This window comes from Hyphomicrobiales bacterium (assembly GCA_002869065.1).
Taxonomy (GTDB): Bacteria; Pseudomonadota; Alphaproteobacteria; order Rhizobiales; family Rhodobiaceae; genus Rhodobium.
On record PKTR01000006.1, the window covers coordinates 30,128 to 53,958 of the forward strand.

Here is a 23,831-nt window from a genome sequence, read left to right on the forward strand (position 1 = left end):
GTCGTCTTTCGGAGTGTCTGTCTTTCGAAGCAATGCGGGGAGGATTGCGCGGTGGCAGCAAAGGCTCTTGGACCGATCCGTCGGTCGTTCGCGCCCTGGGACGATCCCTCGGCAAAGCCCTTTATCGACTTCAGGAACATCACCAAGAAATTCGGTGAGTTCACGGCGATCGACAATCTTTCGCTGTCGATCTACGAGCGCGAGTTCTTCGCACTGCTCGGGCCGTCTGGCTGCGGCAAGACCACGTTGATGCGCATGCTGGCCGGCTTCGAGGAGCCGACCGAAGGGCAGGTCATGCTCGACGGCGTCAATCTCTCCGGCGTGCCGCCCTATCGCCGGCCCGTCAACATGATGTTCCAGTCCTACGCGCTGTTCCCGCACATGACGGTGGAGGCCAATATCGGCTTCGGCCTCAAGCAGGACGGCATGCCGAAAAACGAGATCGCCCAGCGCGTCGAGGAAATGCTGGCCATGGTGAAGCTGGAGAAGTTCGCCAAGCGTAAGCCGCACCAGCTTTCCGGCGGTCAGCGCCAGCGCGTCGCGCTTGCCCGCTCGCTCGCCAAGCGCCCGAAGGTGCTGCTGCTCGACGAACCGCTTGCCGCGCTCGACAAGAAACTGCGCGAGGAAACCCAGTTCGAACTGACCGACCTGCAGCAGGAACTCGGCATGACCTTCCTGATCGTCACGCACGACCAGGAAGAAGCGATGACGGTCGCCGACCGGATCGCCGTCATGGATCACGGCCAGCTCATTCAGGTCGCCACGCCCTCGGAGATCTACGAGCTGCCGAACAGCCGTTACGTCGCCGACTTCGTCGGTGACATCAACATCATCGAAGCCAAGGTGGTGTCGCAGGAGGGTCGCACGGCGGTGCTCGAAACCGCGCATGGGCGCATCGAGGCCAATCACGACACCAAGCTCGAAACCGGCAAGACCGTGTGGTTCGCGATCCGGCCGGAAAAGGTCCACATCCGCCTCGATGCTCCGGCTGAAGGGAGCGTCAACACGCTGGGCGGCGAGATCTGGGACATCGGCTATCTCGGCGACATGTCGATCTACCACGTCCACTTCGCCAACGATGCGGTGCTGAAGTCGGCACAGACCAACGCCACCCGCCTGACCGAGCGCCCGATCGGCTGGGATGACAAGGTGTGGATCTCGTGGGATCGCGACGCCGGCGTGGTGCTGGACCGGTAATCGCGGCAGCTGCGGGCGACCGGATCGAACAGAAACGGGACAACGATCACAGGACGGCCAGCGAGCCGTCGCGATCGCAAAGGGGGACGGAACATGAGCGCTGATGCGACCACCCCGCACAGTCTGACCAAGAAGAGCGCGCTGCGATGGCTCGTCGTCGGCATCCCGTATGTCTGGCTGCTGGTCTTTTTCCTCGCGCCGTTCTTCATCGTCTTCAAGATCTCGCTGTCGGAAGTGGCGATTGCCATGCCGCCATATCTGCCGACCTTCGACGCGGTGAAGAGCGTCAGCGAGCTCTGGGACAATATCGCCAAGCTCTCGATCGCCAACTATGTCTGGCTGACCGAGGACGCGCTCTACTGGCGCTCGTATCTCTCGAGCGTCACGATTGCCGCGATCTCGACCTTCCTGCTGCTGTTGATCGGCTATCCGATCGCCTACGGCATGGCGCGCGCGCCGCGCGCCTGGCGGCCGACCCTCTTGATGCTGATCATCCTGCCGTTCTGGACCAGCTTCCTGATCCGCGTTTACGCCTGGATCGGTATCCTCAAGAAGGAAGGCCTGCTGAACCAGTTGCTGCTCAATCTCGGCGTCATCAGCGACCCGCTGACGATCCTCAACACCAATTCAGCGGTCTATATCGGCATTGTTTATTCGTACCTGCCGTTCATGATCCTGCCGCTCTATGCGGCGCTCGAGAAGATGGACGAGTCGCTGCTCGAAGCGGCCGCCGATCTCGGTTGCGCGCCGATCAAGGCGTTCTGGGTCATCACCTTCCCGCTGTCGTTGTCCGGCGTGCTCGCCGGCTCGTTCCTCTGCTTCATCCCGATCGTTGGCGAGTTCGTCATCCCCGATCTGCTCGGCGGCTCCGATACGCTGATGATCGGCAAGACGCTGTGGACGGAATTCTTCAACAACCGCGACTGGCCGGTTTCCAGTGCCGTCGCCGTCATCCTGCTGCTGATCCTGGTGATCCCGATCGTGGTCTTCCAGAACAGCCAGGCCAGAGCATTGGAGAAGGGACGATGAGACGCGGTTTCAGCTGGTTCAACGGCATCTCCATTACGCTCGGCTTTGTCTTCCTGTACCTGCCGATCCTGTTGCTGGTCATCTACTCGTTCAACGAGTCGCGGCTCGTCACGGTATGGGCCGGCTTCTCGACCAAATGGTACGGCGCCATGCTCGAGAACGAGGGGCTGTTGAACGCGGCCTGGGTGACCGCCCGCGTCGCCTTCCTTTCGGCGACCCTGTCGACCATCCTCGGTACGCTCGGCGCCATCACGCTGGTGCGTTTCGGCCGCTTCCATGGCCGCACGCTGTTCTCCGGCATGATCTATGCGCCGCTGGTGATGCCGGATGTCATTCTCGGCCTGTCGCTGCTCCTGCTGTTCGTGGCGGTCAATTTCGAGCGCGGCTTCTGGACGGTGATCATCGCGCACGTCACCTTCGGCATGTGTTATGTCGCCGTCGTCGTGCAGTCGCGGCTGGTCTCGTTCGACCGCAGTCTGGAAGAGGCGGCGCTTGATCTAGGCTGTCCGCCGTTCAAGACGTTCTTCATCTTCACGCTGCCGCTGATCCTGCCCGCTGTCATCGCCGGCTGGATGCTCGCCTTCACCCTGTCGCTCGACGACCTGGTGATTGCGTCCTTCACCACCGGTCCGGGCGCGACGACGCTGCCGATGAAGATCTACTCGCAGGTCCGCCTCGGCGTGACACCGGAAATCAACGCCGTGTGTACGGTTCTGATTGCCTTCGTCACGGTCGGCGTCATCACCGCCTCGGTGATCACCAAGCGCCAGGAAGTGGAGCGTCAGCGCGCCGAGCGCCTCGCCATGCAGCACTAACGAGCGTTTCCCTGCTCACAGCAGGTTCGACAGCGTCGTCAGCGCGCCGCGCAGCACCGCGCGCGTCGGCGGCGCGGTCAGGCAGATGCGGATACCGTCGAACGAGCCGCGCCCGACGGTGAATGTCGAGGCCGGCACCACCGAGACCCCGTGATCATGCGCCCGCCGGGCGACAGCGTCGCCGTCGGCAAGTGGCAGCCAGTGGTGCAGGGCAGGGGCCGATTCCGGCTCCGTCCCGCCGAGGATGCGCATCGCCAGGCGATGGCGGGCGGCGACCTCCTTGCGCTGCCAGGCAGTGCGCTCGTCGACCCTGCCATCCTCGATCAGCCGGCACGCGAGCATCAGGGTCAGCGGACTCATCATCCAGGTCGTCGCGTGGGCTTCCGGGTCGAGCGGGGCAAGCCGTGCCGCCGGCCCAGCGATCCAGCCGAAGCGCAGGCCGGGCGCCGCCGTCTTCGACAGCGATGACAGCAGCACCACCCGGTCGGTATCCTCGGCCAGAAGCGGCGGATGGTCGGTGAGGGCGCCATAGACATCGTCCTCGATCAGCATCAGACCGAGCCGTTCGGCGGTAACGACGATGTCCCGCCGGCGCAAATTGCCCATCACCGCCGCCGTCGGATTCTGAAGGTTCGGCACCAGCACGGCAACCTTGGCGCCGGAGCGCCGTGCCTCGCGGGCGAGCGCATCCGGCAGCATCCCCTCCTGGTCCATGGCGACGGGAATGAGCGTGATGCCAAGCGTGCGGGCAACGGCCTTGATGCCGGGGAACGTCATCTCCTCGACCAGCACCTTGTCGCCGGGACCGACCAGGCACATCAGCGTCGCAAGCAAGGCCTGCTGCGCGCCGGCGACCAGATGTACGACCCCGGATTTCGGGTCGACACCGCGGCTGGCGAGCATGGTTGCCGCGGCCGCTCTGGCCCGTTCAAGCAGCACCGCGCCCGGATAGGCGAGCGCGCCGGCCAATCCGCCGTCGCGGGCCAGGTCGGCAAGCGCCTCTTCGACCCCTGGGGCGGTATGGTTTTCCGCCGGCACATTGGTCGACAGATCGACAGGCGCACGCTCCGCGCTGGCGGCAAGCGCGAACAGGCCCGCCTCCAGCGAGCCGGCACGTACATAGGTGCCGCGACCGACTTCGCCGACAACGAGATGACGCCGCGCCGCCTCGCGATAGGCCTCGGTGATCGTGGAGACGTTGACGCCGAGATGCCAGGCCATGTCGCGATGGGTCGGCAGCCTGTCGCCCGGCCGCAGCGCGCCGGTTTCGATCGCTTCGGCGATGGCGTCGACGATGGCGCGGTAGCGCGGCCCGCTGCGTTCCGCAATCTCCGGTATCCAGCCCGCTCCGCCATCGGCCATCGCAATTGTCGCCCATACAATGTTTCGATTGACCCATACAATAGCGCTTGCTACCCCAAGGATGCAAGACAAGGAAGGTCGCCATGATCACGCTCGAGGAATTCGATCACGCCGCTGAAGTCGTCTACAGCGCGATGCTGCCGACACCGCAATACGCCTGGCCGCTGCTGGCCGCCGAACTCGGTGTCGATGTCTGGGTCAAGCACGAGAACGCGACGCCGACCGGCGCGTTCAAGGTGCGCGGCGGTCTCGTCTTCGTCGACCGGCTGATGCGCGAAAACTCGTCGGTGAAGGGCATCGCGTCGGCCACCCGCGGCAATCATGGCCAGAGCCTTGCCTATGCGGCGCGGCGCGCCGGGATCGGCTGTGCCATTGTCGTGCCGTATGGCAATTCGCAGGAAAAGAACGCCGCCATGCGTGCCTTCGGCGCCGACCTCATCGAGCACGGTGCCGACTTCGACGCCGCCAAGGAGAAAGTCGCCGAAATCGCTGCCGAGCGCGGTTACGAAATGGTGCCGAGCTTCCATCGCGATCTGGTCAAGGGCGTGGGCACCTATTCGCGCGAGTTCCTTTCTTCCGTCAGCGACCTCGACACGGTCTTCGTGCCGATCGGCCTTGGCTCCGGCATCTGTGGCATGATTTCGGCGCGCAACGCGCTCGGCCTCAAGACCAAGATCGTCGGCGTGGTTTCAGAAGGTGCACCGGCCTACGCGCTATCCTTCGAGGCCGGCAAGGTCGTCGACAGCGACAAGGCGATCACCTTCGCCGATGGCGTCGCCGTGCGCGGCCCCGCGCAGGAAGCCTTCGACGTCATCAAGGGCGGCGCCGAGCGTATCGTGCGGGTCAGCGACGCGGCGATCGCCGAAGCGGTCCGGCTCTATTTCCGCGCCACCCATTGCGTCGCCGAAGGGGCGGGCGCCGCGGGTCTCGCGGCTGTCATGGCCGAGCGCGAAAGCCTGCGTGGCAAGAAGGTCGGTGTCGTGCTGTCGGGTCAGAACATCGACGCGCCGTGGTATCGTGAGATCCTCGCCGGCGGCGTCCCGACCCCGGCCTGAGGTGAGGGCCCGGGAAGGCTCGCTCCAGATCCCCCCGTCAGGCTTCGACAGGGGCTCCTAAAATCACGATCAAGGCGGCAAGCAGCGTCAGAATGCCGAACGCCATGGCGAGAGGCCGTTTGCCGGGTTGCCGCCAGGCGGTGCTCGTCGCGATGGCCGCCTGCAGCATGTAATAAAGCGCAAAGGCCCGCGAGGCGTAGGCGATGATCGAGAAGATGTCGCTCAGCCACGTCAGGCCGAGCCCTGCAAGTACCAGCAGCGCATAGCCTGCGCGGGCGCTGACACGCTTCCGGCTCAATTCGGCGATCAGCCCGCCCGAGCCGCTGGTGTCGGCAACGGCCGCGCTGAACTGGGCGCTGAGCGCGGCGGCAACCAGCAGTGCGGGAAGGATCGGCGCGACGTAGCGCATCATGCCGATGATGGCCGTTTCGCTGAGCTGCAGTTGGCCACGCTCGAAGACGTAGGCGATCAGCCCGATATAGACGAGATAGATCGCCGACGAGATGAGCTGTGCCGAGCGCATCGAGCGGATTCGCATTCCCGCGTCGTAGGTCGCCCCCAGATAGCGCGATGTCTCGAAGCCCTGCACGGTGACGATGAGGCCGAAGGCAAGCGTGATCGCACTCCAGCCGGTTTCCTTCGGTGCGTTGAGGATGAGGCCGCCCGATGCGGCTTTGCCGGAAAAATAGAACGCCAGCCCGATGAGCAGCCCGGCGATGATGGCGAGCTTGATGCTGACCGAGATCTGCTCGAGCCCTTCCAGCATGCGGAATCCATAGACCCAGCCGACGTACAGGATGACGGCGAAAACCGCGCTCGTCAGCATTTTGCCGTGAACCGGATCGTCGACCGGCGTCAGGCTGACCCCGAACGATCCGAACAGGTTGAGATAGTAGGCAACCGAGATGATGTAGGCGAAGGCCAGCGACCACGACGCAACTGTGTCGAGGCGCGCTTCTAGGCGTCCGCGCGTGCCGCCGCCGGGTTCCATGGCGGCGATGTTGAACCGGATCGCCGCGCCGAACAGGTAGGCGCCAAGGCACAGTAAGGCCATGACCGCAGGCGCATAGAGGCCGTAGGACGCATCAAGGATCGGGCCGAGCACGAGAAAGCCGCTGCCGATGATCGAGGCAAGTGGGCTCACTGTCGCCCGCCATAGCCGGGCACGCAGCAGGGCAGGGGATAGCAGCGCGAACCCTGACGCGACGACGGCGACGAGAATGAGTGCGTTTTCCAACACTTTGCAGGGTCCACGAACTCAGGAGATCGGGAGGAACCCTCCGACCTTGCGCCTCGGAGTCGGCGGGGTCAAGCAGCCCTGCTTTGCACCCGCCACGCGGCGCTGCGTTGAATAAACACGTCGCCCCACCCTTGTTGACATCTCGGGACGCCACATTTATGCAAATGAGAACCGTTTGCAAAAAGTGCATGGCGCCACCGGCGAAATGCGCCAGGAGATGTTTTCATGTTCCAGAAGGTTTCCTCGTTCCGTGCAATGGCAATGGCCGTCGCGCTGCTCGGTGCCGTATCGGCTGCCAGTACTGCCGAGGTGAGCGCCGCCGAGGTTAACGTCTACACCTATCGCGAGCCGGCGCTGATACAGCCGCTGTTCGAGGCCTTTACCGAAAAGACCGGCATCGCCGTCAACACGATCTACGCCAACAAGGGGCTTGAGGAGCGCATCCGCGCGGAGGGCCGCAATTCGCCCGCCGACCTCCTGATCACCACCGATATCGGCCGCCTCAATCAGGCCAAGCAATCCGGCATCACCCAGGCGGTGACGAGCCCGGCGCTGGAAGCAATGATCCCGGCGAACTATCGCGATGCGGAGGGGCACTGGTTCGCGCTCTCTTCTCGTGCCCGCGTCGTCTATGCCTCCAAGGAGCGGGTCTCGGAGACATCGATCACTTATGCCGATCTCGCCGATCCGAAATGGAAGGAGCGGTTGTGCACCCGTTCCGGCCAGCACGCCTATTCGATCGGTCTGATTGCCGCGATGATCGCCCATGACGGCGAAGAGGCCACCGAGAAATGGCTCACGGGCGTGCGCGACAACCTCGCCAAACGCCCCTCCGGCAATGACCGCTCGCAGGTCAAGTCCATCTACACCGGCGAATGCGATATCGCGCTCGGCAACACCTATTACATGGGCCTGATGCTGACCAACGAGAAAGAGCCGGAGCAGAAGGAATGGGCCGGCGCGGTCAAGATCCTGTTCCCCGACAGCGCCAGCGGCCGCGGCACCCACGTCAACGTCTCCGGTGCCATCGTTGCCAAGCACGCGCCGAACCGCGAGGAAGCCGTCAAGCTTCTCGAGTTCCTTGCCGGCGACGAAGCGCAGGCGATCTATTCCGCGGTCAACTACGAGTACCCGGTCAATCCGGCGGTGAAGCCGTCCGATCTCGTCGCCTCCTTCGGCGACATCACCATCGACACCATCCTGCTGGAAGACATCGCCAAGGCGCGAGCCGCCGCCAGCACCCTCGTCGACCGCGTCGGTTTCGATGACGGTCCCTCGAGCTAGCCGGCGTTGCACTGGGCATTGATACGATGACCCCAAAGGCGTACCGCGCATGACCCCAAAGGCGTACCGCGCATGACAATGGCGACGGCAGTTCTGTCGGACGACGCCGGGGAGAGCGGCAAACCGCTGCGCATGCCCCGCCGTGGCGATCTTGCCTGGATGGCCGTCGTCGGCGTCATCGCATTCTTCGCGCTGGTTCCCATCGCCTCGCTGGTGGTGCTGTCGCTGCAGCCGGCGGGCGACGTCTGGCTGCATCTGGCGACCACCGTGCTGCCGCGCGCCGCCTGGACAACGATCCTGCTGATGCTCGGCGTCGGCGTTCTCACCATCATCATCGGCGTGTCGACCGCCTGGCTGGTCACCATGTGCCGCTTTCCCGGTCGCAGCCTGTTCGACTGGGCGCTGCTTTTGCCGCTCGCCGTGCCGACCTACATCGTCGCCTATGTCTATACCGACTTCATGGATGTCACCGGACCGGTTCAGACGGCGATCCGTGCGGTGTTCGGCTTCACCTCGTCGCGCGACTACTGGTTCCCGGAGTTTCGTTCGCTCGGCGGCGCCGTCTTCGTCATGGGCATCGTTCTCTACCCCTATGTCTACCTGACCACGCGGGCGATGTTCCTGATGCAGTCGGCCTGCGCGCTCGACGTGTCGCGCACGCTCGGTGCCGGCCCGCTTCGCCTGTTCACCGCGATTGCCCTGCCGCTCGCCCGGCCCGCAATCGCCGTCGGCGTGACGCTGGTGCTGATGGAGTGTCTGAACGACATCGGCGCGGTCGAATATCTCGGCGTCAAGACGATGACCTTCTCGGTCTATGACACCTGGCTCAATCGCGGCAATCTCGCCGGCGCCGCCCAGATGGCAACGGCCATGCTGGTCATTGTCTTCGGTCTGATCTGGGCCGAGCGCTACGCCCGCCGCCATCAGCGCTTCCACCAGACCACCAGCCGCTACATGAGCCTGCCGCGTTATCAGCTGCGCGGGCTGCGGGCGGGCGGCGCGATCCTCGCCTGTGGCCTGCCGGTGCTGCTCGGATTTCTCGTTCCCGGCGGACGTCTGTTCGATCTTGCCTCGCGCCGGCTGGAACACCTGACCGATGCCGGCTTCCTGTCGGCGGTCGGCAATTCGTTGCTGCTCGCCATCGCCGCTGCTGTCATGACGGTCGCGACCGGCGTCATGCTCGCCTATGCACTCAGGATGCGCCGCAATCCGGTGATCCACGCGATCGCCCGGCTCTCGGCAATCGGATATGCGGTGCCCGGCACGGTGCTGGCGGTCGGCATCCTGATCCCGGTCGCAGCGCTCGACAATTTCATCGACGGCACGATGCGCGCCACCTTCGGCATCGCCACCGGGCTCATTCTCTCGGGCTCAGGAATCGCGCTGGTCTATGCCTACGCGACGCGCTTCCTCGCGGTGTCCTTCGGCGCCATCGAAAGCGGGCTTTCCAAGGTCTCGCCGCATCTCGACATGGCCGCCCGCGCGCTCGGACGCTCGTCGCTGCGCACGCTCGTCGAGGTTCATCTGCCGATGATCAAGCCGGCGCTGGCAACCGCCGCGATGCTCGTCTTCGTCGACTGCATGAAGGAGCTGCCGGCGACCATCCTGCTGCGCCCGTTCAACTTCGACACCCTGTCGACGACGGTCTACGCGGCTGCCTCGCGCGAGGCGTTCGAGGACGGCGCGGTGGCCGCGCTGACCATCGTTGCGGTCGGCCTCATCCCGGTCATCATGCTGGCGCACACATCGGCAACCAGCTTCCGCGATGCCAAGGGCAAGCGCCGCTCAGCCGCCAAGGGTGAGGCCGCCTAAGAGGGTCAGATTCCGCTGATGCGGCCGGTCGTGTTGTCGACGATTACCGGCGTCTCGAACAGGCGGATCTCCGGTTCGGACTTGTACTTGTCGAGCACCAGCGCCCGCCAGGTGTCATCGAACGAGGCTTCCGCCACTTCCCGGTTCTCGAACAGATAACAGCCGCCGCCTTTGCGGGTTTCCGGCTCGAAAATGTAGTACTTGCGAATGAGCCCCGCCTTGTCGAGATAGCGCGGCGCGGTCGAACGAAAGATCGCCGCGGCGTCCTTGAGCGTCGCGTCGTCGGCAAGCTGAAACAGAACCATGGCGGTGATCATCGTGGCGTCTCCTCGAAAAGCGTGGCGTGTTTTCCCGCGATCATAGCGAAAGATGATGACGATGCCATGGGATCGGGAGACGCAGGCCGCCGCCGCTCCTGCGGTGACCGGGATTTTGCCGATGCTCAACGCGGACAGGCTCGAAATGGGCTATCCTTGCCGCATTGCGTGAAAGCGGACCGGCGCAATTTCGCCGCGCGATGTTCGTAAGCCCGCATCTCCCGCTTTCTCTGTGCGATCCGCTGGAGCGTTCCATGGACAAGAAGAGCCAAATCAACTTCTGGTATGCCGTACTCGCGGTCTTTCTGATCCTGATGTTCCAGTCGTGGTACGTGACGACGCAGACCGTCGAGGCGATCCCCTACAGCCAGTTCGAAAAGCTGCTCGCCGAGGGCAAGGTCTCCGACATTGCCGTCAAGGAGCGCACCATTGAGGGCAAGCTCAACCCGCCGATCGACGGACGGGAATACTTCGTCACCACCCGCGTCGAGCCCGATATCGCCAAGCAGCTCACCGATTCCGGCGTGACCTTCCGCGGCGTGATCGAATCGTCCTTCCTGCGCGATCTGCTGTCGTGGATCCTGCCTGTCCTGCTGATGTTCGGGTTGTGGATGTTGGTCATCCGCCGCATGGCCGACAAGCAGGGTCTCGGCGGCTTCATGACCGTCGGCAGGTCGAAGGCCAAGGTCTATGTCGAGAAGGACACCGAGGTCAGCTTTGCCGACGTGGCCGGCGTCGACGAGGCGAAGCGCGAGTTGCAGGAGATCGTCGCCTTTCTGCGCAATCCGGCGGACTACGGCCGGCTCGGCGCGAGGGCCCCGAAAGGCATCCTGCTCGTCGGCCCTCCGGGCACCGGCAAGACGCTCTTGGCGCGGGCCGTCGCCGGCGAGGCAGGCGTCCCGTTCTTCTCGATCTCGGGCTCCGAATTCGTCGAGATGTTCGTCGGCGTCGGCGCCGCGCGGGTCCGCGACCTGTTCGAGCAGGCACGCAAGAGCGCGCCGGCGATCATCTTCATCGATGAGCTTGATGCGCTCGGCCGCGCGCGCGGTATGGGCCTTGCCGGCGGCAACGACGAGAAGGAGCAGACGCTGAACCAGCTACTCGCCGAGCTCGACGGCTTCGACCCGTCCATCGGCGTCATTCTGCTCGCGGCCACCAATCGGCCCGAGGTGCTCGATCCCGCCCTGCTGCGCTCCGGTCGTTTCGACCGCCAGGTGCTTGTCGATCGCCCCGACCGTACCGGCCGGCGGCAGATCCTCAACGTGCATATCCGCAAGATCCGGCTCGGCGACAATGTCGATCTCGACCAGGTGGCGCAGATCACGGCCGGCTTCACCGGCGCCGATCTCGCCGGGCTGGTCAACGAGGCGGCGCTCCTCGCCACACGGCGCGGCGGCGCAGCCGTCGAAATGGACGACTTCACGCAGGGCGTGGAGCGTGTCGTCGCCGGCATCGAGAAGAAAAGCCGGCGCCTGTCGGAGCCCGAGCGCAAGCGCGTCGCCTATCACGAGATGGGCCATGCGCTTGTCGCCGCCAACCTTCCCGGGGTCGATCCGGTGCACAAGGTGTCGATCATCCCGCGCGGCATCGGCGCGCTTGGCTACACCATGCAGCGCCCGACCGAGGATCGCTTCCTGATGTCGACCGCGGATCTGGAAAACCGCATGGCGGTGTTGATGGGTGGCCGTGCGGCCGAGCAGCTCGTCTTCGCCGAAATCTCGACCGGTGCGTCGGACGATCTGCAGCGCGCCACCGATATCGCGACCGAGATGGTCACCCGCTATGGCATGGCGCCCGATCTCGGTCAGCGGGTTTACGCGGAACCGCAACAGGCGTTCCTCGGTCAGATCGGAACGCCGCGCGGCAAGGAGATTTCCGACGAGACCGTGCGCGAAATTGATCTCGCGGTCCGCCGCATGGTCGAGGACGCCTTCGACAGGGCGATGCAGCTACTTCAATCCGTACGCGCCGATCTCGATGCCGGCGCAGCCTATCTTCTCGACCATGAAACGATGACGGACGAGGACTTCCCCGCCCTGCGGCCGCTGCCGCCTGGGGAGGAAAAGGACGTCTTGTGATTCCTTTTTTTGACTGACAGACGCCGTTCTTCGAACCGTGAAATTACGAATCACGTCATCCGGCAGCGAGTTCGACGTTGTCGCGTGCGCCGCCGAGAGAGATTAGGCGGCTCAGCTTCGAAGCAATGAAATTCCACATGACGGCACCACTATAGGATGCAGTTCCTTTTTTGAGTCTATTTCTGCTTTGTTTCCCGGCTAAAAATAAAAAATACGAAAAAAAATCCGCACTGTACGAAAATAGTATTGAAGTTCGGACAGTATTCACAAATTTGTGATTCCGCATTTGCAGGAAATGCGTAAAATTACGTAATGAATAAGGGGGCGGCGAAAAGCGGGAAGCCAATCTTTTGGGTTTCCGCAGACTGAGCGCCCGGGACCTTCGTAAGGCCGGGTAAAATGCGTAAGTAGTTTCTGCGGATGATAAGCAGACTACCAAACGGGCACCGACGTTCTGCAAATAAAAAACGTTGGAATTTCCGCGAAGCACGGGAATAATTTTGTGGCGACGGTGTCTATAGCGTGTAGGGGCTCTGAAAAATGAGCAAACAAACTTCTGATTTCTGTGACTCTGTCACACGTCTCTATCGTCTGCTCGATACGAGGCCCGATGAATATATGCAGATCGGTCACAACACGAAGCTGAACTCTGTCGATGTCTCGGCCGTTCAGTTCGTTGGCGACAACCCCGACTGCATTGTCAGCGATCTTGGCGCGTTCCTCGGTGTCGTTCCAACGACAACCAGCAGTATCGTCGACCGGCTGGTGAAGCGCGACGTGATGAAGCGGCTGCGCACGGAAGAGAACCGCCGTGTCGTTATCCTTCGCCTCGCCCCCAAGGGTGAGGAGATCTACAACACCCTGCATAGCCGCCGGCTCGCGGTCGGCCAGAAGGTACTGCTCAATCTGAGCTCGGCCGAGCGCAGCACCCTGACCTCGCTGATGCGCAAGATGGCGGTCGGCAGCAGCGGCACCGCCTGACGAAACGCCCGACACGTCCAGTACCCCGCGCCCGCAGGAAAAAAGGCCGGTCATTTGACCGGCCTTTGTCGTTCTGCATGGGCTCGGGCTGAGACAGGACGTCAGCTCTGCAAATCGGGGATGTCCTTGAACAGGTTGAGCGCTTCCGGATTGGCCAGCGCTTCCTTGTTCTTCACCTCACGCCCATGCACCACGTCGCGCACGGCAAGCTCGGTGATCTTGCCGGACTTGGTTCGCGGGATGTCCTTGACGACGACGATTTTGGCCGGCACGTGGCGCGGCGAGGCCCCGGTGCGGATATTGGTCTTGATCCGCTTCGTCAGGTCCTCGTCGAGGGCAACGCCATCGGCAAGCCGCACGAACAGTACGACGCGCACGTCATCGTCCCATTGCTGGCCGATCGCGAGCGCCTCGATCACTTCCGGCATCTGCTCGACGACGTTGTAGATCTCCGCGGTCCCGATGCGCACGCCGCCCGGGTTGAGCGTGGCGTCGGAGCGGCCGTGAATGACCATGCCGCCATGCTCGGTCCATTCGGCGAAGTCGCCGTGGCACCAGACATTGTCGAACCGCTCGAAATAGGCGGCGTGGTACTTCTCGCCTTCAGGGTCGTTCCAGAACTTGATCGGCATGGAGGGGAACGGCTCGGTGCACACGAGTTCGCCCTTGCCGGCCACCATCGGCTTGCCGTCCTCGTCCCAGACGTCGGTCGCCATGCCGAGCGACGGGCCTTGCAATTCGCCCTTCCACACCGGGTTGATCGGAATGCCGCCGACGAAACAGGCGACGATATCGGTGCCGCCCGAGATCGATGCGAGGTGGATGTCCGGCTTGACCCCGTCATAGACGAAATCGAAGCTCTCCGGCGCCAGCGGCGAGCCGGTCGAGGTCATGAGGCGCAGCGACGACAGGTCGTGTGTGTCGCGCGGGCGAAGTTCGGCCTTCTTCACGGCGTCGATGAACTTCGCCGAGGTGCCGAACATCGTCATCTTCTCGGCTTGTGCATAGTCGAACAGCACAGCGCCGCTCGGCGCAAACGGCGAGCCGTCGAACAGCAGCAGCGTCGCCTCCGAGGCGAGCCCGGTGGCGAGCCAGTTCCACATCATCCAGCCGCAGGTGGTGAAATAGAACACCCGGTCGCCGGGGCGGATATCGCAATGGAGCTGATGTTCCTTGAGATGCTGCAGCAGCGTACCGCCGGCCGAATGGACGATGCATTTCGGGATGCCGGTCGTGCCGCTGGAAAACAGGATATAGAGCGGGTGGGAGAACGGCAGCCGCTCGAAGGTTACTGGCGCCGCCTCATACGGTGCGGTGAACGCATCGAGCGTGACGGCCTTCGGGATCTCTGCCGCGACCTCGTCGGCGGTGCCGAGATACGGCACGATGATCGCCGTGTCGACGGTCACAAGCTGCTCCAGGATCGGCTTCAGTTTCTCGCCGACCGGGTTCTGCTTGCCATTGTACCAGTAGCCGTCGCAGGTGACGAAGATCTTCGGTTCGATCTGGCCGAAACGGTCGAGCACGCCGCGCTCGCCGAAATCCGGCGAGCAGGACGACCAGATGGCGCCAAGCGACGAGGCCGCCAGCATGCCGGCGATGGTCTCGGGCATGTTCGGCATCATCGCCGCGATACGGTCGCCGACGCCAATACCCGCCGCCTTGAAGCCCTGCTGTAGCCGCGACACCAGCGCGTGCAACTCGGCCCAGCTCATCCGCCGCTCGACCTTGTCCTCGCCGCGGAAGACGAGCGCGTCGCTGTCGTCGTTGCGGCGCAGAAGGTTCTCGGCGAAATTCATCCGCGCATCGGGGAAGAATGCCGCGCCCGGCATCTTGTGTCCGTCGCTGAGCGTGCGCTCGCCCCGATCGCCGACGACGCCGCAGAAATCCCACAGCAGCGACCAGAACGCCTCTTTCTCATCCGTCGACCAGCGATGAAAGCTCTTGTAGTCGGGGAAGGAGCGGCCGGTTTCCTTCTCGGCTCGGTCCATCATGCGGCGCAGATTGGTGCCGGCGATACGCTCTGGCGAAGGCTGCCACAGGGGCGTTGCGTCACTCATTGGGATCTCCCTCATCGCCCGTCGGATACGGGGCTCGCATTGTTCTGACCGATAGCGGTTGGATAGCACTCTTGTTTGCACTGCGACAATGAGCGGCGACGATTTTCCCGTCGTTTCACGATGTTCCGCGAAAGGTGCCCGCCTTGCCCTGGAACTCGACGCCATTTCCTCGCGAGAAGGCCGTTCCCGCGCGCCGGAAAGCGGGCGCGGGGGCTTGCGGGAAAGCGCCAATCGGCCTATTCGGCCCTGTGCGCGTTTTCGCGCCAGGGGCGAAAGACGGGACACCATGCAGAGGCCGATTGCCATTCTGGCAATCCTCACGACGATTCTGATTGCGGCTTACGCGGTTTTTGCGTCGGCGGTTCCGACCGCCGTCGTCGGCCCGCGTTTCCTTGCCGCGATCGAGCGCGGGACCGGCATGCGCGTCGAGAGCCACGGCCGGATCGGTTTCACCGTCTTTCCCCGCCCGCGTATCGCGGTGGCCGCAACCTTGCTGCGTGGCGCCGACGGAGCGGCCTCGCTGCCAATTGGCGATGTTGAGGCCGGCCTTGAATTGATGCCTCTGCTGAGCGGCGAAATCGTGCTCACCGACGTGCAGCTGACCGGCCCGTCGCTCGACTTCCTGGCCGACGGTTCCTCGGCGCTGCCGCTCACCCGGGTGATCGAACGGCTGATGGCCGGCCGAGTCGCAAGCATCGCCGTGCGGGGCGGTTCGGTGACGGTGGGCGCGCGCCGCGACGCTGCGGAGCTGCTGCGGAACGCGGATTTTTCCTTCGCCCGCTCCGGCAACGCCGGCATCCGGGTCTCCGGCAATGCCGATTGGCGCGGTGAACGCATCGCGCTCGACCTGACGCTCGGCGACGTTGCCGGAATGACCGCCGGCAATCGCCATCCCGCACGTCTCGACCTCGTTTCGCCGGGGTTGACGGTGCGCATGGACGGACAGGCCGCACTCGGCTCGGCGGCCAATTTTGACGGGGCCGTCTCGATCGCCGTGCCCGAACCCGCCGCGCTCGCGGTTCGTTTCGACTGGGCGGCGGAAGGTCTGCCGGCAGGTGTTCCGTTCAGCGTCAAGGGCAGGGGCCAGGTCACCCCGGTTCACATGGCGGTCGGCGAGGCGGAATTCGCATTCGGACCGGCCAGTGCGCTCGGCGCCCTTGCGGTCCATTGGGCGCAGCCGCGCATCGTGGCGCAGGGAACGCTCGCCTTCGACGAACTGAAACTGAGTCTCTCCGCGCCCGAGTGGCGGCCTGTGGGTGTGCTCTCGGAAGAACCGGTTGTCCTGCCGGGGTTCCTCGCCAATCCGGTCGACCTCGATCTGCGCCTCTCGGCGGCGGCTCTGCGCTACGCGGATACGCGCCTGGGCCGTCTTGCCGGATCGTTCATTTCCCGTGAGGGACGGATATCCTTCGATCTCGGCGAGGCCCACGCCCTCGATGGCACATTCACCGGCCAGATCCGGATCACGCCGAAGGATGCGGGCCTCGAGCTCAAGGCAAAGCTGCAGGCGAGCGGTGTCGCCGCCAAGGCGCTGGCCGCGTCGTTCCCTGCATTGAACGGTCTTTCGGGCCGCATCCGCGCCGATGGAACGCTGCAAGCCATCGGCCGCACCTATGGCGACTGGGTGTCCTCGGCAACAGGCAAGGCGACCGTGTCGGGCAGGGATCTGGCGCTTTCGGCCGGCCTCGTCGAGGCGCTGTTTGCCGATGGCGCGGACGGGCAGGGCGGCAACCCGCCGGCCGCTGCGCTGTCTGTCCCTGCCGCCTCGGCCAAGCTCGGCCTGAAAGGGCAGCGGGTGACCATCTCGGACATTCGTTTTGGTGACGCAGCCGCTGTCGATGACGCCGATCTCTCGCTCGATTTTGCCGCCGGTCTCTACCGCATCAAGGGCACCGTGTTGCTGCCTGCGCCGGAGGTCGAAAACGGCGGCGAACGCGCGCCCTTCGCCTGGGAGGGAACGCTGCCGGCGCTCGCTCTGCCGGGCTGGTGGCAGGCCCGGTAACCGCATTGGCACAACGCTCTTTCGTCATGATGCGGCGAACGTGTATCATGATGCCGTAAGCCCATGCCGTTCGCAGCCAATGGTTTTCCGCAGTGCTCCGCCTGTTTGCGACCATCACCAAAATCGCTCTCGCCTCGATGCTGACGGGCGCCGTCTTGTCGGCGCTTGATATCAGCGCGGTCGAGATTCTGAGCGAGATCGGCCTGACGCCCGAACAGGTTTTCGAATGGCTGACAAAAGGGCTTGAATGGGCCGTGCCCAATATCGTGCTCGGCTCGATGGTGATCGTCCCTGTCTGGATCGTCATCTACCTCTTCCGCCCGCCTCGCGGCTGAGTGAGCCTGGTCGCGTCCGTCCCGGTTGAGGCCGATCTGTCGCCTTTACGATAGTTTTTGTCAGCCTCGTGCCTTTGCGGCGGCGCCGGTCTTGCCTAGAACAGCGTCGGGATGATTCTCGCGCGCAGAGGTGCCTCCGGCTGCGCGGCGTCAGCACCCATTCGGAACCGTCGGGAGAAACAGCGCGTGGAGATCCTCCGCAAGCCGAGCCACCTCTTTGTCCTTGCCGCGATGGTTTTCGCCGGCCTGCTGCTGGTCAATACGCCGGCGTGGCTCGACGAAACGCAGGGTCGGACGCTTGCCATCGTCATCGTCGCGCTCAGCCTGTGGGGCACCAACGCTCTGCCGGGGTATCTGACGGCCTTCCTGTTCTTCCTGACCGCCATCCTGCTCAAGGTCGCGCCGCCGGCGACCGTGTTTTCCGGCTTTGCCTCGACCGCCATGTGGCTGAGCATCGGCGGCTTTGTCATCGGCATGGCGATCCGATCGACCGGCCTTGGCGCCAGCCTCGCCGCCTATCTCGGCCGCCGGCTGGAGACCAGCTACGCTCATCTGATCTGGGGCCTCTTGATCGTTTGCGTCCTGCTCGGCTTCATCATGCCGTCATCGATCGGGCGCGCGGTGATGATGGTGCCGATCGGCATGGCGCTCGCCGATCGTTGCGGCTTCGCGCCGGGCTCCGTCGGCCGCACGGGCATCGCGCTCGCCGTCGCCTTCGGCTGCCATGTGCCGACCTTCGCGATCCTGCCCTCCAACGTGCCGAACATGGTGCTGATCGGCGCCGCCGACACGATCTACGGCCAGCACCTCGCCTATACCGACTATCTCTTCCTGCATTTCCCGGTCTTGGGTGTCGTGAAGACGGTCGTGATCGGCGCGCTCATTCTGTGGCTCTTTCCCGCCCGCCCCGAACTGGCGATGACCGCCGCCGAGCCCGACAAGGCAGCGTCCGATCGCAAGGGGCAGGTGCGCCTTGCCGTCGTGCTTGCCGGCGCGCTCGGTCTGTGGCTGACCGACGCCTGGCACGGCATCAGCCCGGCCTGGGTCGGTCTCGGCGCCGCCTGTATCCTGCTCCTGCCACGCATCGGTCTCGTCGACGGCGAGACCTTCGCCAAGGAAACCAATGTCGGCATGCTGTTCTTCATCGCCGGAGCGCTCGGGCTTGGCGCCGTGGTCAACAGCACCGGGCTCGGCACCGCGATTGCCGGCCAGATCGAAACCTGGCTGCCGCTCGACCCGGGCGCCGATTTCGTCAATTTCCTGTCGCTCGCCGGACTTTCCTTCGTCACCGGGCTCGGCACCACCTTGCCCGGTATTCCCGCCGTGCTGACTCCGATGGCCGGCGATCTCGCCAACCAGACCGGCTTCGTCCTCTATACGGTGCTGATGACACAGGTGATCGGCTTCTCGACCATCCTGTTCCCCTACCAGTCGCCGCCGCTGATGGTTGGCATGCATCTGGCGAACGAGCCGGTGCAGATCCTGCTGCGCATCACCGTCCCGCTGACCATCATCACGTTGCTGGTGTTGGTGCCGCTCGATTTCCTGTGGTGGCGCCTGCTTGGCCTGTTCGGCTGACAGCCACGCCGGAAACGCAACGGGCCGCCAGTGGCGGCCCGCGAAATCGCAGATACCGTCGAAGGGAGCTCAGTCCGCCAGCACCCGCGTCGTCGGGAAGGCGATCTGCGCGAGCGTGCCCCTGCCGGCCTCCGAGGAAATCGTGAAGCTTGCCCGGTTGGCTTCGACCAGCGCCTTGGTCAGCGGCAGGCCAAGTCCGGTGCCGCCGCCGCGCCGCGCCGTGTTGAGCTGGCGGAACGGCTCCATCGCGCTGGCGAGATCCTTGTCTTCGATGCCGATCCCGGTGTCGCGCACCCGGATCATCACCTCGCCGCTATCTTCCAGCGCCGTCGACACGATCACCTGACCGCCCGAGACGTTGAACTTGATGGCGTTGGACAACAGGTTCAACACGATCTGACGCAGGCTGCGCGCGTCGGCGACGATCTTCGGCACCGCGCTCGACAGGCTGGTGCGGATGATCACCCGCTCGCGGTTGGCGCGCGGCTGTGTCAGCGCGACGCATTCCTGGATGATGTCGTTGGCCGACACCGCCTCGAAGCTGAGGTCGAGCTTGCCGGCCTCGACCCGCGTCAGGTCGACGAGGTCGTTGATGAGGCACATGATCTGCGTGCCCGACGCGTGGATATCGCGCAGATAATCGCGGTAGCGCTCATTGCCGACCGGCCCGAAACGCTCCTCCATCATCACTTCCGAGAAGCCGATGATGGCGTTGAGCGGCGTCCGCACCTCAAGGCTGATCTTGGCGAGGAAATCGGACTTCTGCGAACTGGCGTCGTCGGCATGGCGCTTCGCGCTCGTCAGTTCCTCTTCCGCCCGCTTCCACTGGGTGATGTCGCGCAGCACCGCGCAAAACTTGCCCGTCGTGCCGTGGTTGAGCCGGCCGATCGTCATGAACAGCGGAATGAGCCCGCCGCCGGAGACTTCGCCGATCACCTCGCGCCCGTCATTGAGCACGCTGGCGACACCGTTGCGGGCCAGACCGTCGAGATAGTCTGTCGCCGTGCGCCGGCTTTCCGGGGCCAGGAACCGCGCCAGGGTCTCGCCGATCATGTCGGTGCGGTCGGTGCCGAAGAGCGCTTCCGCGCTGCGGTTGACGCCGAGGATCAGGCCTTCGCCATCAAGCATCAGCACACCGTCGGTGGCGGTGTCGATGATGGTCTCGAGTTCCTCGACCCGGTGGCTCAGATAGGTGGCGCTGCGCTCAGCGGGCGCGCCGGCGGGCGGTTCGCTCTGGTCGGTAGCCAGACCGGCAGCTGCGGAGCCTGCAGCGGCTGCCGCAGCCGTCGTGGCGGTATCAGGCGCAGCGGTGCGCTCGGCCGGACGGAACGACATCATCAGCGCGTTGCCGCCGTTCCACGGCACCGCGTGCAGCCGCACCACGGCCGACACCTTTTCGCCATCGCGGCGGCGGATCGGCATCTTGCGATCGGACTCGCTCTCGTCGCCGGTCTCTTCCCATTCTTCCGGGTCGACGAACAGAGCGTCGAGCCCGCCTGCGGACGCAAGCCCCGCGCCGGTGTCGTAACCGGTCAGGTCGAGCATCGGCTGGTTGACGTAGAGAACGTCGTGATCACGCGCGATCAGCACGCCGATCGGCAGCCGGTCGAGCAGGGTCGGGTCAATCGGCTGCGGCTTGCCGGCGGCAAAGGCCGAGGGCAGCGTGACGACCTTGTCCTCGTCTTCGCCAGTCGGCTCATCCGCCTGCGTGTCTTCGTCGTCACCCTCGAGCCGCGCGCCGAGCAGGCTGGCGATCTGCTTGAAGGCTTCGCGCTCGGGCCGTGACAGATCGTGCGCGTCGGTGATCTGCTTGGTGTGCTGGTCGGAGAGCATCACCACGTTCGGCGGGGCCGGCAGCGCGGCATTCGGGTCGGGCATGGCAAAGACCGGCTTCTCGACGGCCGGCGGGGCAAGCGACTGGTCGGCCTCGCCCTCGTCAGCGATCTCTGGACTGTCCGCAGGCTCTTCGTCGTCGGACTCATCGTCCGCCCGCGCCTCGTCGAGTTTGCCCGCTGTCGCCTCTTGCTCGCGGGCGTCGGCGCCCTCGCTCTCCACCTCGGAAGTGTCGGTTGCCACGGCGGTTTCGACCTGTTCTTCGGCCTCGCCCGTATCTTCGCTTGCCGGGTTTGCCGGTGCGGCTTCGGCAGGCGCGACGGACTCGGCTTCCGACTCGCGCAGGAACGCCGCGATGTTTTCCATGCCGCGCTCGTAGTCTGCGGTAACCGTCGGGTTCGCGATCGCTTCGGCTTCAGCAGGCGCGTCCGCAGCCGCTTCTTCGGGCGTCTCATCGCCGTCCGTTGTGTCGTCGAAGGAGCGCTCGATCGGTTCGATGGTCCTGGCTTCCGGATGCGCCGCGTCGGTGTTTGAAACCTCGCTCTCGCCGGCGGAGCCCGCGTCGCGGGCATCGCTGTCGGCGGAAATGTCCGGCTCGGTTTTGAGAGCGTCGGAAACCGGGGCTTCGGTCTCTACGACCGGCTCGGCTTCATCCGAAACGACCTCCGCCTCCGCCATGTCGTCACCGCTCTGAGGCGTGGCCTCGGCAGTCTCGGCGAACTCGCTGGCCTCTGCGGGCTGAACGGCTTCTCCCGGCTGGTCCGCGATGCCCGGCTCGCCCGACTGTCCGTCGCTGGCTTCGCTTTCCGTCGGCGTCAGCGGCAGGCTGCGCGACCACAATTCGGCAGCACCGGACCCGATGGCCGGGCGATGCGGCTCGACCGGGTGCTTGTCTTCCACCGTGCTGAACAGATCGGGCTCGGCGTCCGAGGAGACATCGACTTCGGGCCCGACATCCTCGGTGCGTACGTGCTCAGCCTCAGCGTCGTCGGATGGGATTTCTCCGGTGTCGCTGTCGATGATGTACTCGGACACAAGGTCCGCCGCTTCCATCTCACCATCGGCGACCGGCGCTTCAACGCTGCTGTCGTCCACGCCCTCGGGCGCCGTCTCCAGGTGAGCGGAGAGAAACGCCCCGGCGGCGAGGATCGCCGCGCCCGCGCCAGCAGTCGCGGCGGTGATGGGGCTTGCGCCTTCACTGCTGTCTTCGGCCGGGATCATGGGGTCCTCGGCAATCCCGCCCGGTTCGACCAGCGCTTCACCGTCGCGGGCAACCAGAACCAGCTCCGGGGTCTTTTTCTCGCTGGAAGTTTCGTTTTCGTCCGGCGTCTCCGGCGTGCTGGCCTCCATAGTCCGGCAGACGCCGAAACCGCGGAAGCCTTCGAAAGTCCGCTTGTGGCCGAAGGCGGGCAGGGCGGCGAGATCGACCGGCACGCGCAAATCCGTGCCGTCGACCGGCCAGTCGATGGTAACCCCGCTCCAGGTGTCGCAACGCGCCAGCGCCCGCGCCACCTTGCCGTCGCGGTCGATATCGAATTCGGCGGCAATTTCGGCCCAGCTGCGCCCGACCAGATCGGCGGCGCGCGGCCCGACGGCGGCGGCCAGTTCCGTGCTGACATAGGTGAAGCGGCTTTCGACATCCATTTGCCAAACGAAGCGGGCGGGGCGGTCGCCCGGCACGAAAACGAAGTGCGGCTCCGAGCTGTCTTCATTGCCGTCGGAGGTCTTCCCCTCCTCGGCGTCTCCCTCAGCAACCGCATCGCCGTCCGTCGCCGCGCTCTCCGGTTCGTCCGTCATCTCGGCAACCGGAGAGTCGCCCGGCCGTTCCTCGTCGAGGGATGCACCGGACGTGAATTCTTCCGACGTCATCGCCGCGTCCTGCGCGGCTTCTTCGTCGGCACCGGGGATGTCTTCGGCTACGCCCGGGGCGACGCCTTCTGAAGCACTTTCCCCATCGTCGGCACCTTCAGACAGGATCGCGGTTCCCGTGGCAAGTACACCGGCGGTTCCGGCGACGATGGCGCTTTCGTCCAAAACTTCGGCTTCATCGGCCACGAGGGTTTCTGCCTCTGCAGCTTCGTCGGCGGCGTCTTCGGTGACGATGTCGCCGGCAAGCACGATGCTGTGCCCGAGGCTGCCGAAGGCATGCTTTGCCAGAATGCGGGTCCGGTCGCCGAGCGTGATGCGCTCGACGTTTTCTAGGCGTCCGCCCGCGGCGTCCAGCGCTTCCGACAGTGCGCCGGCAAAACGCGCGTCGGCGGTCGCAACGAAATGGCCGTCGGCATCGACGAGCGCAAAAGGTCCGTCGCCGAACGAGTCGAAATCGGCCCGCACACGCGCCGCGCCGTCACTGGCCGAATCGGTGCCGGCCTCAAGGCCGTGCCCGATCACCGCGCGCCGGTCGTTGCCGAGCGCCACGCCCTGGCACACGGCCATCAGGTTGAGCGGCTTCAGGCCGCGGAAATAGCGTAGACGGGCAAGGCTCGGCGCGCTGTTCGAGACGGCGACACGGGCGATGTGGCTGGCGGCGGCATCGCGCGGCAGCTCACGAGCGCGCAAATCGGCCAGCGACTTCGCGCCGAACGTCTGCACCCCGGCCGTGTTCGCCCACAGGATGTGGCGGCCGTCGTCGCTCCACAGCCAGACCGGGCGCTCATCGCCGATCAGCGCGGAAAGCGCATCGCCGGACAGGATCTCGGCGGGGGAAAAGGTCACTTCACTCGTCATCATGTCGACCCGTCGGTTCGGGCTGTGCCGCGCCTCGAAAACACGGCGAAAGCATGTGTTTCCCGGCAGGAAATTTACACTTTTTTAATATCTGTAATCGGCAACAACGTCCATTCTGTGATGGCC

Annotated in this window: 16 protein-coding genes; 11 read left to right on the forward strand and 5 right to left on the reverse strand. The window is 64.8% G+C overall.

The genetic code is table 11. The annotated features are described in order from the left end of the window. Positions 1–51: 51 nt before the first annotated feature. The 3 genes from C0606_15280 to C0606_15290 all read left to right on the forward strand — a co-directional run bounded on the left by C0606_15280 (position 52) and on the right by C0606_15290 (position 3,041). Complete coding sequence (locus C0606_15280; protein PLX36082.1) at positions 52–1,197, forward strand: polyamine ABC transporter ATP-binding protein; 1,146 nt, start codon at positions 52–54, stop codon at positions 1,195–1,197. 93 nt (positions 1,198–1,290) lie between these two features. Beyond that, positions 1,291–2,226: a putrescine/spermidine ABC transporter permease gene (locus C0606_15285; protein ID PLX36083.1), complete on the forward strand. Its 936-nt coding sequence runs from the start codon at positions 1,291–1,293 to the stop codon at positions 2,224–2,226. Next, positions 2,223–3,041 (forward strand): putrescine ABC transporter permease PotI, encoded by an 819-nt coding sequence (locus tag C0606_15290; protein PLX36084.1) that lies wholly within the window; start codon positions 2,223–2,225, stop codon positions 3,039–3,041. The genes C0606_15285 and C0606_15290 overlap by 4 nt, the downstream gene beginning before the upstream one ends. A 15-nt stretch (positions 3,042–3,056) precedes the next feature. On the opposite strand, the gene C0606_15295 is transcribed toward C0606_15290, so the two are convergent. Further along, a complete protein-coding gene (locus C0606_15295) occupies positions 3,057–4,403 on the reverse strand; it encodes a PLP-dependent aminotransferase family protein (protein ID PLX36085.1) in 1,347 nt (448 codons plus the stop codon). Between the two features lie 83 nt (positions 4,404–4,486). Here C0606_15295 and C0606_15300 point away from each other — a divergent pair, with 83 nt between their 5' ends. Further along, a complete protein-coding gene (locus C0606_15300) occupies positions 4,487–5,458 on the forward strand; it encodes a hypothetical protein (protein PLX36086.1) in 972 nt (323 codons plus the stop codon). 37 nt (positions 5,459–5,495) lie between these two features. Here C0606_15300 and C0606_15305 read toward each other — a convergent pair whose 3' ends face one another. Then, positions 5,496–6,695: a hypothetical protein gene (locus C0606_15305; protein ID PLX36087.1), complete on the reverse strand. Its 1,200-nt coding sequence runs from the start codon at positions 6,693–6,695 to the stop codon at positions 5,496–5,498. A gap of 228 nt (positions 6,696–6,923) precedes the next feature. Here C0606_15305 and C0606_15310 point away from each other — a divergent pair, with 228 nt between their 5' ends. Both C0606_15310 and C0606_15315 read left to right on the forward strand, forming a co-directional pair. Next, positions 6,924–7,982, forward strand: coding sequence for an iron ABC transporter substrate-binding protein (locus tag C0606_15310; protein ID PLX36088.1), 1,059 nt, complete (start codon positions 6,924–6,926; stop codon positions 7,980–7,982). A gap of 159 nt (positions 7,983–8,141) precedes the next feature. Beyond that, positions 8,142–9,794 carry an iron ABC transporter permease gene (locus C0606_15315; GenBank protein PLX36363.1) on the forward strand — a complete coding sequence of 551 codons (1,653 nt, stop codon included), beginning with the start codon at positions 8,142–8,144 and terminating at the stop codon, positions 9,792–9,794. Between the two features lie 5 nt (positions 9,795–9,799). Here C0606_15315 and C0606_15320 read toward each other — a convergent pair whose 3' ends face one another. Then, a complete protein-coding gene (locus C0606_15320; protein ID PLX36089.1) occupies positions 9,800–10,111 on the reverse strand; it encodes a monooxygenase in 312 nt (103 codons plus the stop codon). 254 nt (positions 10,112–10,365) lie between these two features. Here C0606_15320 and C0606_15325 point away from each other — a divergent pair, with 254 nt between their 5' ends. Together C0606_15325 and C0606_15330 are read left to right on the forward strand one after the other, a co-directional pair. Further along, the gene (locus C0606_15325) at positions 10,366–12,189 is read left to right on the forward strand and encodes a cell division protein FtsH (protein PLX36364.1); all 1,824 of its coding nucleotides are present in this window, start codon (positions 10,366–10,368) and stop codon (positions 12,187–12,189) included. 540 nt (positions 12,190–12,729) lie between these two features. Next, positions 12,730–13,170 (forward strand): hypothetical protein, encoded by a 441-nt coding sequence (locus C0606_15330; protein PLX36090.1) that lies wholly within the window; start codon positions 12,730–12,732, stop codon positions 13,168–13,170. Positions 13,171–13,271: 101 nt separating this feature from the next. Here the strand turns inward: C0606_15330 and C0606_15335 are convergent, their stop codons facing one another. After that, the gene (locus C0606_15335) at positions 13,272–15,230 is read right to left on the reverse strand and encodes an acetoacetate--CoA ligase (protein ID PLX36091.1); all 1,959 of its coding nucleotides are present in this window, start codon (positions 15,228–15,230) and stop codon (positions 13,272–13,274) included. An 88-nt stretch (positions 15,231–15,318) separates the two neighbouring features. Between C0606_15335 and C0606_15340 the strand changes: the two genes are divergently transcribed. From C0606_15340 to C0606_15350, 3 genes are all read left to right on the forward strand, one after another. After that, complete coding sequence (locus C0606_15340) at positions 15,319–17,232, forward strand: hypothetical protein (protein ID PLX36092.1); 1,914 nt, start codon at positions 15,319–15,321, stop codon at positions 17,230–17,232. Between the two features lie 92 nt (positions 17,233–17,324). Further along, a complete protein-coding gene (locus C0606_15345) occupies positions 17,325–17,567 on the forward strand; it encodes a hypothetical protein (protein PLX36093.1) in 243 nt (80 codons plus the stop codon). Between the two features lie 111 nt (positions 17,568–17,678). Beyond that, the gene (locus tag C0606_15350) at positions 17,679–19,145 is read left to right on the forward strand and encodes a sodium:sulfate symporter (protein ID PLX36094.1); all 1,467 of its coding nucleotides are present in this window, start codon (positions 17,679–17,681) and stop codon (positions 19,143–19,145) included. A gap of 69 nt (positions 19,146–19,214) precedes the next feature. Here the strand turns inward: C0606_15350 and C0606_15355 are convergent, their stop codons facing one another. Further along, positions 19,215–23,708, reverse strand: coding sequence for a PAS domain-containing sensor histidine kinase (locus C0606_15355; GenBank protein PLX36095.1), 4,494 nt, complete (start codon positions 23,706–23,708; stop codon positions 19,215–19,217). Between the last annotated feature and the right edge of the window lie 123 nt (positions 23,709–23,831).

Excerpts from the sequence above, each read along its gene's own strand:
- C0606_15285 (PLX36083.1), top strand. The coding sequence starts at position 1,291 with ATGAGCGCTGATGCGACCACCCCGCACAGTCTGACCAAGAAGAGCGCG.
- C0606_15290 (PLX36084.1), top strand. The coding sequence starts at position 2,223 with ATGAGACGCGGTTTCAGCTGGTTCAACGGCATCTCCATTACGCTCGGC.
- C0606_15295 (PLX36085.1), bottom strand. The coding sequence starts at position 4,403 with ATGGCCGATGGCGGAGCGGGCTGGATACCGGAGATTGCGGAACGCAGC.
- C0606_15300 (PLX36086.1), top strand. The coding sequence starts at position 4,487 with ATGATCACGCTCGAGGAATTCGATCACGCCGCTGAAGTCGTCTACAGC.
- C0606_15310 (PLX36088.1), top strand. The coding sequence starts at position 6,924 with ATGTTCCAGAAGGTTTCCTCGTTCCGTGCAATGGCAATGGCCGTCGCG.
- C0606_15315 (PLX36363.1), top strand. The coding sequence starts at position 8,142 with ATGGCCGTCGTCGGCGTCATCGCATTCTTCGCGCTGGTTCCCATCGCC.
- C0606_15320 (PLX36089.1), bottom strand. The coding sequence starts at position 10,111 with ATGATCACCGCCATGGTTCTGTTTCAGCTTGCCGACGACGCGACGCTC.
- C0606_15325 (PLX36364.1), top strand. The coding sequence starts at position 10,366 with ATGGACAAGAAGAGCCAAATCAACTTCTGGTATGCCGTACTCGCGGTC.
- C0606_15330 (PLX36090.1), top strand. The coding sequence starts at position 12,730 with ATGAGCAAACAAACTTCTGATTTCTGTGACTCTGTCACACGTCTCTAT.
- C0606_15335 (PLX36091.1), bottom strand. The coding sequence starts at position 15,230 with ATGAGTGACGCAACGCCCCTGTGGCAGCCTTCGCCAGAGCGTATCGCC.
- C0606_15340 (PLX36092.1), top strand. The coding sequence starts at position 15,319 with ATGAGCGGCGACGATTTTCCCGTCGTTTCACGATGTTCCGCGAAAGGT.
- C0606_15350 (PLX36094.1), top strand. The coding sequence starts at position 17,679 with ATGATTCTCGCGCGCAGAGGTGCCTCCGGCTGCGCGGCGTCAGCACCC.
- C0606_15355 (PLX36095.1), bottom strand. The coding sequence starts at position 23,708 with ATGATGACGAGTGAAGTGACCTTTTCCCCCGCCGAGATCCTGTCCGGC.